The sequence below is a fragment of the Thermomonas hydrothermalis genome, from assembly GCF_900129205.1.
Lineage (GTDB): Bacteria > Pseudomonadota > Gammaproteobacteria > Xanthomonadales > Xanthomonadaceae > Thermomonas > Thermomonas hydrothermalis.
This window is the reverse complement of the sequence record NZ_FQUK01000062.1, coordinates 1-7,975: the sequence shown is the minus strand read 5'-3', so window position 1 is coordinate 7,975 and position 7,975 is coordinate 1. Positions and strand designations below refer to the sequence as shown.

Genomic DNA, 7,975 nt, shown 5'->3' with positions numbered 1-7,975 from the left:
CGCCCCACCGCCGAACCGCTGCTCCGAAAGTGGGTCTCTTGGGCACGACGGTGTCGGCTGACGCCCTTCAAGAAGCTCGGTGCCACCATCCGCGACCACCTCACCGGCATCCTGCGGCATTTCGACACCGGCCTGTCCAACGGCCAGGTCGAGGCCTTCAACGCCCAGATCCAGGCCGCCAAGGCCCGCGCCAAGGGCTATCGCACTGACGCCAACCTGATCGCCATCAGCTACCTGCTGTGCGCCAAGCTCAGGCATCTACCCCGTCACCCTTGGCTCCATGCTCCCCATCAGACATGAACCGTTTCCACTGGAATCGCGATTGAGCCAAATCGACCGCATCGCCAACCAGACCGAGTTCAACGGTCTGAAGCTGCTGGACGGCTCGTTCACTTCCCAGGCGTTCCAGGTGGGTGCCAATGCGGGGCAGACCATCAGCGTGAATAGCATCGTCGATGCCCGCGCCGCTGCACTCGGGCGTTTCTCGCTGGTGGCGGATGGAACCGTCACGGGGAACGTCGTACTCGGAAGCACCAACAACGGTATTGCTGCAGAGGCCAACCTGACGGTCACGGTGGGGTCGCAGACCTCGGGCCAGATCAGCTATGCGGCCGATGCCGGTGCCAATGCGATTGCATCCGCGATCAACACGGCGGCAGGCAGCCTGGGGGTCACCGCCACCGCCAGCAACAGTGCCACGCTGGGCAGCCTGAGCGCAGCGGGTGTGGTGTCCTTCTCGATCAATGGGCAGGCCATCAGTGCCAACGTCACGGATACCAGCGACCTGACCGCCCTGGCCGCCGCCATCAATGGCGTTTCCTCCAACTCCGGCGTGACGGCATCGTTCACCAATCCGTCCGACAAGAGCCAGCTGACGCTGAGCACGACGGATGGCCGCAACATTGCAATCTCCGCGTTTTCCGTGAGCACCGCCGGCACCCAGACGATCAGTTTCGACGGCACGACGATGACGGAAGGTGCCGCAGCCACCGACACGGCCGTCAAGACGGGGACGATCGAGCTGGTCTCGGCCAAGCAGTTGACCGTCTCCAACGCGAACGCCGACGTGTTCCCGGCAGCCGGCACCAACTCGGCCAGCTTCGATGCGGTCTCGCTGATCGACATCTCGTCTGCAAGCGGTGCGGATAAGGCCATCAAGATCGTCGATCAGGCACTGAGCGCCATCAACTCGGCGCGTGCGGACATGGGTGCGGTGCAGAACCGTTTCATGTCGGTCATCGCAAGCTTGCAGACCACATCAGAAAATCTCAGCGCATCGCGCAGCCGCATCCGCGATACCGACTTCGCCAAGGAAACGGCCGAACTGACCCGCACGCAAATCCTCGTGCAGGCCGGCACGGCCATGCTGGCCCAGGCCAACCAGGCACCGCAGAACGTGCTCAGTCTGCTGCGCTGATCGTTGTCACCCCGTCGGGGCGTCCGGACGCGGACGCCCCGCACGGCTCTTCAATGGGATGAGCCGTCATGTCCAGTCTCAACATCACGTCTCCCCCGGTAGGTATTCACGGGGTTTCCCTCTCCCCGGCAGGCAACGCCGGGGCATTGCCGTTTCTGCCGTCCTCATCGGCACAGCCTGCTGCGCCAGCGCCCACGCCGCCCCTTCCTTTACCTGCAGGCGCCACACCCACGGCGGACAACGCCGCACTGCCATCGCTTGCCACAGGCCAGGCCCGCGCCGCTGACCGCAAACCCGACAACGAAGCCCTGCAAAAAGCCCTCGAAGAGGCACTGGCGCAGGCGCATCCGCAGACGTCGTTGCGGTTTCGGGTGGACCATGATCTGGGCGAAGTGGTGGTGTCGGTGGTGGACGAAGAGGGCAAAACGCTGCTGCAGATTCCTGACGAGGTGGCTTTGGCGCTGGCCAAACGCCTGCGCGAGACCGGCTCGGGCCTGATCGACCAGCAAGCCTGAACGGAGAGTTGCCCGGTGCACGCCCTGTCCGCCGGATGATCCACTCAAGTCACACCCAGGCATTGCCGTTATTCTTGGCTGGGAAGCCGGGCATTTGATCCCACTTTCCACCACTGCTTCAAGGAGTTCACATCATGGCCGCCATCACGTCTCCTGGTATCGGTTCCGGACTCGACGTCAACGGGCTGGTCAGCCAGCTGGTTGCAGCCGAACGCGCCCCGATGGACAACCGTTTGTCCGTCATCGAAGCCACGGCCAAGGCCAAGTTGTCGGCTCTGGGGCAGATCAAGTCTGCGCTCGCCGGGCTGGAAACCGCTCTGGGCAAACTCACCGGCAATGGCGCGCTGCCAGGCCGCAAGTCCACCGTCCCGGATGCGGCCAGCTTCAGTGCCAGCGCCAGCGCAGACGCCGTGCCGGGCACCTATTCCATTTCCGTCGAACAACTGGCCACCACCCACAAGCTGCGCTCGGCCGCCGCAGCGCCGACGACCCAGATCGGCTATGGCACGCTGACCTTCCAGGTTGGCAGTGGCACGCCGTTCGATGTCACCATCGATGCCGGCAAAGGCACGCTGGCCGACATCCGCGACGCCATCAATACCCAGGCCTCCGGTAAGGGGGTGTTTGCCACGCTGATCCATGGCAACAGCGGGGATTCCCTGGTTCTGACCTCCGGCACCCAAGGCAGCGCCGGGGCGCTCACCATCAGCGCCAGCGGCGGCGATAACGGTCTGTCCGTCCTGGCCACGACCGGCGGCACGATGACCGTGGTCACGCCGGCGCAGGATGCCCAGGTCATCGTGGACGGTGTCACCCGCACCAGCAGCAGCAATACGCTCACCGATCTGATCACCGGGGTCACCCTGACCCTGAAACAGGCCGATCCAGGGCATTCGTTCACATTGCAGATCGCTCCCGATCCCGGCTCGCTCAAGGCCAGCGTGCAGGGCTTCATCACGGCCTATAACGCAGCCCTGAGCGCCATCCGCACACAAAGTGCGGCGGGCGGCGAAGGCAAGACGGCAGGGGCTCTGAGCGGCGATGCCACTGCACGCGGCATCATGCAATCGCTGCGCACCACCATTGGCAACCACTACGCCGAACTGAGCCAGATCGGGCTGACCACGGCGGTGGATGGCTCGCTGAGTCTGGACGATGGCAAGTTCAATGCCGCACTGACGGCCAATCCGCAGGCCGTCAAGAACCTGTTCGGTGACGATGCCGATTTCGGCAAGACCCTGCGTGATGTCGTGCACAACTTCGCCGGCAGCCAGGGCATGCTCGACAGCCGCACCAGCGAACTCAACCAGCAACTGCGTTCCGTCAACGATCAGCGCCTGGCGCTGAACGACCGCATGACCAGACTGGCAGAAGTCTATCGCCGGCAGTTCACGGCACTCGATGCCTTCATGGCCCAGATGCAGGGGACCTCGGCCTATATCGCCAACCAGCTTGGCGCCTCCCCCAAAGCTTGACTGACACTCTCCCTCCCCCATGAACGCTCACGCCTCCGCCCAACACTACCGTCAAACCGCCGTGCAAAGCGCGGTGCTGGAAGCCAGCCCGCATCGCCTGGTCGAATTGCTGCTGGAAGGACTGCGCCAGCGGTTGCAGCGCGCCATCGCCTGCATCGACGTGGGCGACATCCCGCGCAAGGGCGATGCCATCCGGCAGGCCAGCGCGATCATCGCCGAACTCAACGGATCGCTCGACCTCGACGCAGGCGGGGAGATCGCCACAGGGTTGTCCGCGCTGTACGACTACGCCCAGCGGCGACTGGTGGAAGCCAACCTGCACAATGACCCGGCAATCCTGCGCGAACTGGATGGGCTGTTTGCCGAGATCGAAAGCGCCTGGCGCGCGATCGAGCCTGCAGCCGCATGACCGATTACGCGCCAGATGCGGTTCCTGCCCTGCCCGCGGAGGCCATCCGCGCCGCGCTCGGGCAGGCCGATCTGGATATGGCCGCTGCCCTGCTGGAAGCGCACGACCGCGCAGTGCGCCAGGCCCTGACTGCGGACGCCCTGCTGGATCCGCGCCAGGCCCAGCGCTGGGCCTGCCTGCTGCAGGAACAGCAGGCCTTTCTGGAAGAGCTCGCCCGCCTGCGCGATCACGTCGGCGAACAGCTGCGCCAGTTGCAGCGCCATCAGCGCGGGGCGCGGGCGTATCTCGGGTCGGGCGCATGAGCGCGCCGGAAGCGGCCGACGACCTGCTGTTCGGGCAGACGCTGGCGTGCCAGGAGCGGGTGCGTGCCGGGTTCAGCCCGCAGCGGCTGCAGGCGCATCAGATTCAAAGCTTGTGCCTGCGCGCGGAGACTGCGCTGGGAGCGATCGCGGTGATCGAGGACAGCCGCTCCGAGGACGAGGAGGCCACGCAGGGCCCCGCGCTGCGCCGGATCGAAGCGAAGCTGGACCTGCTGCTGACCTTGATCGGCAACCTCGGGCGCATGGCGAGCGAGCTCGACGAGGTCGCGCTGCAATGGTCGGCGCTCGGGGTGCGCCTGCCGTACGCACCGCACCAGGACAGCCATATTGGCCTGGAAGACAGCGGCGTTTTCCGGATCCAGGCCGCCCCCTGGCTGCCGGAGCCGTTGGCACTGCCGGCCCGGGTGATCGCCTACGCGCCCTCCGCCGATGCGGCAGGCCAGCTGTGGCTACGGTTCGAGCCGCTGACTCCGGGGGTCTGCGCCGCGCTGGAGCGCCACTTGTTCCGGCGTCATCGCCGCGCCGTCGCCGAGCGCCGCCGCAGCGTCTGAACGTGCGCGTCCCTGCCCGATGCCCGCACGCGCAATGTCACGGCGGTGAGGCGTCGGAAACTCGACATTTCCGGTTTTTTTTCCGATAGTGAACGCACGCTGGCTTCTCGTGGAGGCCGGCCGACTCGAACGTTCGGGGGCAGTGGATGAAGGCAAGCTTGCAGGCGAAGTTGGGGCAGCAGATGGCGCTGACCCCGCAGCTGCTGCAGTCCATCCGGCTGCTGCAGGTGACGTCGCTGCAACTGGAGCAGGAACTGCAGCAACTGCTCGAACGCAATCCGCTGCTCGAGCGGCTGGAGCCCGAGGAGCCTTCGCTGCCCGACGTGGGGGAAGCCGAACGCGCCCGTCTGGAAGCGGCCGCCTGGGATGAACTGCCAGAGCCGATGTTCCTGTCCGGCGGGGGCTATACCGGGGATCCCGACGAGGATCCGACCGCCCGCATTCCCGCCGGGCAGTCCAGCGATCCGCGCCAACGTCTGCTGGCGCAAATGGCGGTGCGCAGCACGCCGCGCGAACTGGCCCTGGCCGCGTACTGGCTGGATTGCTGCGACGACCGTGGCTACCTGGAAGGCGCGCCTGAGGCGCTGGCGGCGCAGGGAGTCGCCGCCCTGCGCCAGGAGCTGCCGGACGTCACCGCGGCCGAACTGCTCGCCGCCCGCCAGCGGCTGCTGGACGGCGAGTGGCCAGGCATGGCGGCAGCCGATCCGCGCGAATGCCTGCTGGCCCAGCTGCGCGCCCTGCCCTCGGAACCGACCCGCGCTCTGGCCATGCAGATCGTGGCGTCGCACCTGGAGCGGCTGGCTCGGCATGACCTGCCCGGGCTGGCCGCCGCGCTGGGCGTCGCGCCGGAGGCGGTGGCGGCGGCGGTGTCGCTGGTGCTGTCATTGCAGCCGCATCCGGTGGAGCAGCCCCCCGAGCCCGAACCGGCCTATGTCGTCCCCGACGTGATCGCCTGGCGCGCCAACGGCGGCTGGCAGGTGCGTTTGAACGAGCGCAGCCAGCCCCGGCTGCGCCTGTGCGCCTATGCCGAGCAGGCCGCCAGCGGACACGAAGGCATGCGCGAGCTGCTGGAAGAGGCGCGCTGGCTGCTGCGCAGCCTGTCGATGCGCAACGACACGCTGCTCAAAACCGCGCAGGTGCTGGTGGCGCGGCAGCAGGCCTTTCTGGAACGGGGGGAGGAGGCCATGGTGCCGCTCACCCTCAAAGACGTGGCCGATGCCATCGGCATGCACGAATCCACGGTCTCCCGTATCACCACCGGCAAATACATCCAGACGCCACGCGGCACGCTGGAGCTGAAAGACTTTTTCGCCGTCCGGCTGGAAGGCGCCGAGATCGCCGGCACCGCCATCCGGGCGATGATCAAACGGCTGATCGACAGCGAGCCCGCGCATGCGCCGCTGGCAGACGAAGCCATCGCCGATCTACTGGCGCGCCAGGGGATCCGCGTGGCGCGCCGCACGGTGGCCAAGTATCGTGAGCAGCTCAAAATCGCCCCGGCCCGCGAGCGCAAACGCGCCGGCAAAGCCAGCCAAGCAGCCGGGGGTACTACAGCCGCAACCGCCAGACCAGAACTCCGGGCGGGTTGACCGATATGACAGGGGACGCAATGTACAACACGATCCGGGTGCTCCTCGTGGACGACCACGAGGGCTTCATCAATGCGGTGCTGCGCCACATGCGCAAGTTTCCGTGGGTGGACATCGTCGGCACCGCCGCCAATGGCATCGAAGCGGTGGAGCGTTCCGAGGCCTTGCGCCCGGATGTGGTTCTGATGGATCTGGCCATGCCGGAGATGGGGGGGCTGCAGGCCACCCGCCTGATCAAGGCGCAGGATCACCCCCCGTTCGTCGCCATCGTCAGCCATTTCGACGACAACGAGCATCGCGAGCACGCCCAGCGTGCCGGCAGTGATGCCTTCGTCAGCAAGCTCAACTACATGCAGGAAGTGCTGCCGCTCCTGCAGCGGCTGGCTGGGAATGACCACGCAGGAGGCAAGGTCCAGACATGAGCGAATCGCGGATTCTGGTGGTCGATGGCGACGAGGCCCGCACCGAGCGGCTGGCCACGCTGCTTGACTTCATGGACTTCACGCCGCGCGTCGTGGCCGATGCCGCCGATATCGACACCCGCAAGGCACGCGCCAGCGACTGGGTGGCGGTCATGGCCGGGGCGGTGGGCGATCCCGATGCCTGGTCGCGGTTTGTCCACTGGCTGGCGGCGCAACCGCTGCATCCGCCGCTGATCACCCTGCCCGACCAGAGGCCCGACGCCGAATGGCGCCAGCACATCCATCCCGACCTGGTCTGGCCGCTGGCCTACCCGATCCGCCGCGAACAGCTCCAAGACGTGCTGCGCCGGGCCAGCATCAAGCGCATGGATGACGATGCCCGCCGCGAGATCCCGCAGATCGGGCCGACCGGCCACAGCGCTGCCGTGCTGCGTCTGAACCGGATGATCGACCAGGTCGCCCGCTTCGACACCACGGTGCTGATCCTTGGCGAATCCGGCACCGGCAAAGAAGTGGCCGCCCGCGCCATCCATGCCCGCTCGCCGCGCCGGGACAAGCCATTCGTCGCCATCAACTGCGGCGCCATTCCGCCCGATCTGCTGGAAAGCGAACTGTTCGGTCATGAAAAGGGCGCGTTCACCGGCGCGCTGACCCAGCGCAAGGGCCGTTTCGAAATGGCCGAAGGCGGCACCCTGCTGCTGGACGAAATCGGCGACATGCCGATGGCCATGCAGGTCAAGCTGTTGCGCGTCTTGCAGGAGCGGGTGTTCGAACGGGTCGGTGGCGGTACGCCGATTCAGTGTGACGTGCGGGTGATCGCCGCCACCCACCGCAACCTGGAAGCCCTGATCGCCGAAGGCAAGTTCCGAGAAGACCTGTTCTACCGGCTCAACGTCTTTCCCATCGAAATGCCGCCGCTGCGCGAACGCAGCGAAGACCTGCCCGAGCTGGTGGCGGCCATCACCCGCCAGCTGGCCGAATCCGGCCGCGGCCGGGTGACCCTGACCCCGGAAGCAGTCGCCGCCTTGCAGCGCTATGACTGGCCCGGCAACGTGCGCGAGCTGGCCAACCTGCTGGAACGGCTGGCTGTGCTCAATCCGGATGGCCGGGTCGGCGTCGACGCGCTGCCTGCCCGCTATCGGGCAGCCCTAGCAGCCTGTTGAAATTCGACCCGGCGAAGCCCCCGACTCGGTCGGCAGCGCGGATTTCTCGCTGCTCAGGCGCTTCGCAAGCGCGTCCCGCGCTCTGAATAAGCCCGATTTCGGGCTTCCGGGCGC

The 7,975-nt window shown here is 66.7% G+C and carries 9 protein-coding genes and 1 pseudogene; all 10 read left to right on the top strand.

The window, feature by feature from the left end; genetic code table 11:
* Nucleotides 1-300: transposase (locus tag BUA29_RS11455; RefSeq protein WP_143148772.1), on the top strand; the 300-nt coding region annotated here is incomplete at its 5' end.
* Nucleotides 281-1,417, top strand: a complete 1,137-nt coding sequence (locus BUA29_RS11450; RefSeq protein ID WP_084602464.1) for a flagellin — start codon at nt 281-283, stop codon at nt 1,415-1,417. The genes BUA29_RS11455 and BUA29_RS11450, both read left to right, overlap by 20 nt.
* A gap of 68 nt (nt 1,418-1,485) precedes the next feature.
* Entirely contained in the window at nt 1,486-1,932 is a 447-nt protein-coding gene (locus tag BUA29_RS11445) for a flagellar protein FlaG (RefSeq protein WP_084602463.1), read from the top strand.
* A 134-nt stretch (nt 1,933-2,066) separates the two neighbouring features.
* On the top strand, nt 2,067-3,407 hold the full coding sequence (gene fliD, locus BUA29_RS11440) for a flagellar filament capping protein FliD (protein WP_072756658.1): 1,341 nt from the start codon (nt 2,067-2,069) through the stop codon (nt 3,405-3,407).
* A 19-nt stretch (nt 3,408-3,426) separates the two neighbouring features.
* Nucleotides 3,427-3,816: a flagellar export chaperone FliS gene (gene fliS / locus BUA29_RS11435; RefSeq protein WP_072756657.1), complete on the top strand. Its 390-nt coding sequence runs from the start codon at nt 3,427-3,429 to the stop codon at nt 3,814-3,816.
* The gene (locus BUA29_RS11430; RefSeq protein ID WP_072756656.1) at nt 3,813-4,118 is read left to right on the top strand and encodes a hypothetical protein; all 306 of its coding nucleotides are present in this window, start codon (nt 3,813-3,815) and stop codon (nt 4,116-4,118) included. Before fliS ends, BUA29_RS11430 begins: the two co-directional genes overlap by 4 nt.
* Complete coding sequence (locus tag BUA29_RS11425; protein ID WP_072756655.1) at nt 4,115-4,687, top strand: PilZ domain-containing protein; 573 nt, start codon at nt 4,115-4,117, stop codon at nt 4,685-4,687. The genes BUA29_RS11430 and BUA29_RS11425 overlap by 4 nt, the downstream gene beginning before the upstream one ends.
* A 146-nt stretch (nt 4,688-4,833) precedes the next feature.
* A complete protein-coding gene (gene rpoN, locus BUA29_RS11420; RefSeq protein WP_072756654.1) occupies nt 4,834-6,276 on the top strand; it encodes an RNA polymerase factor sigma-54 in 1,443 nt (480 codons plus the stop codon).
* A 20-nt stretch (nt 6,277-6,296) separates the two neighbouring features.
* Complete coding sequence (locus BUA29_RS11415; protein ID WP_072756653.1) at nt 6,297-6,698, top strand: response regulator; 402 nt, start codon at nt 6,297-6,299, stop codon at nt 6,696-6,698.
* A pseudogene (locus BUA29_RS11410) lies at nt 6,695-7,855 on the top strand (sigma-54 dependent transcriptional regulator); the annotation flags it as partial. The gene BUA29_RS11415 and the pseudogene BUA29_RS11410, both read left to right, overlap by 4 nt.
* Nucleotides 7,856-7,975 lie beyond the last annotated feature (120 nt).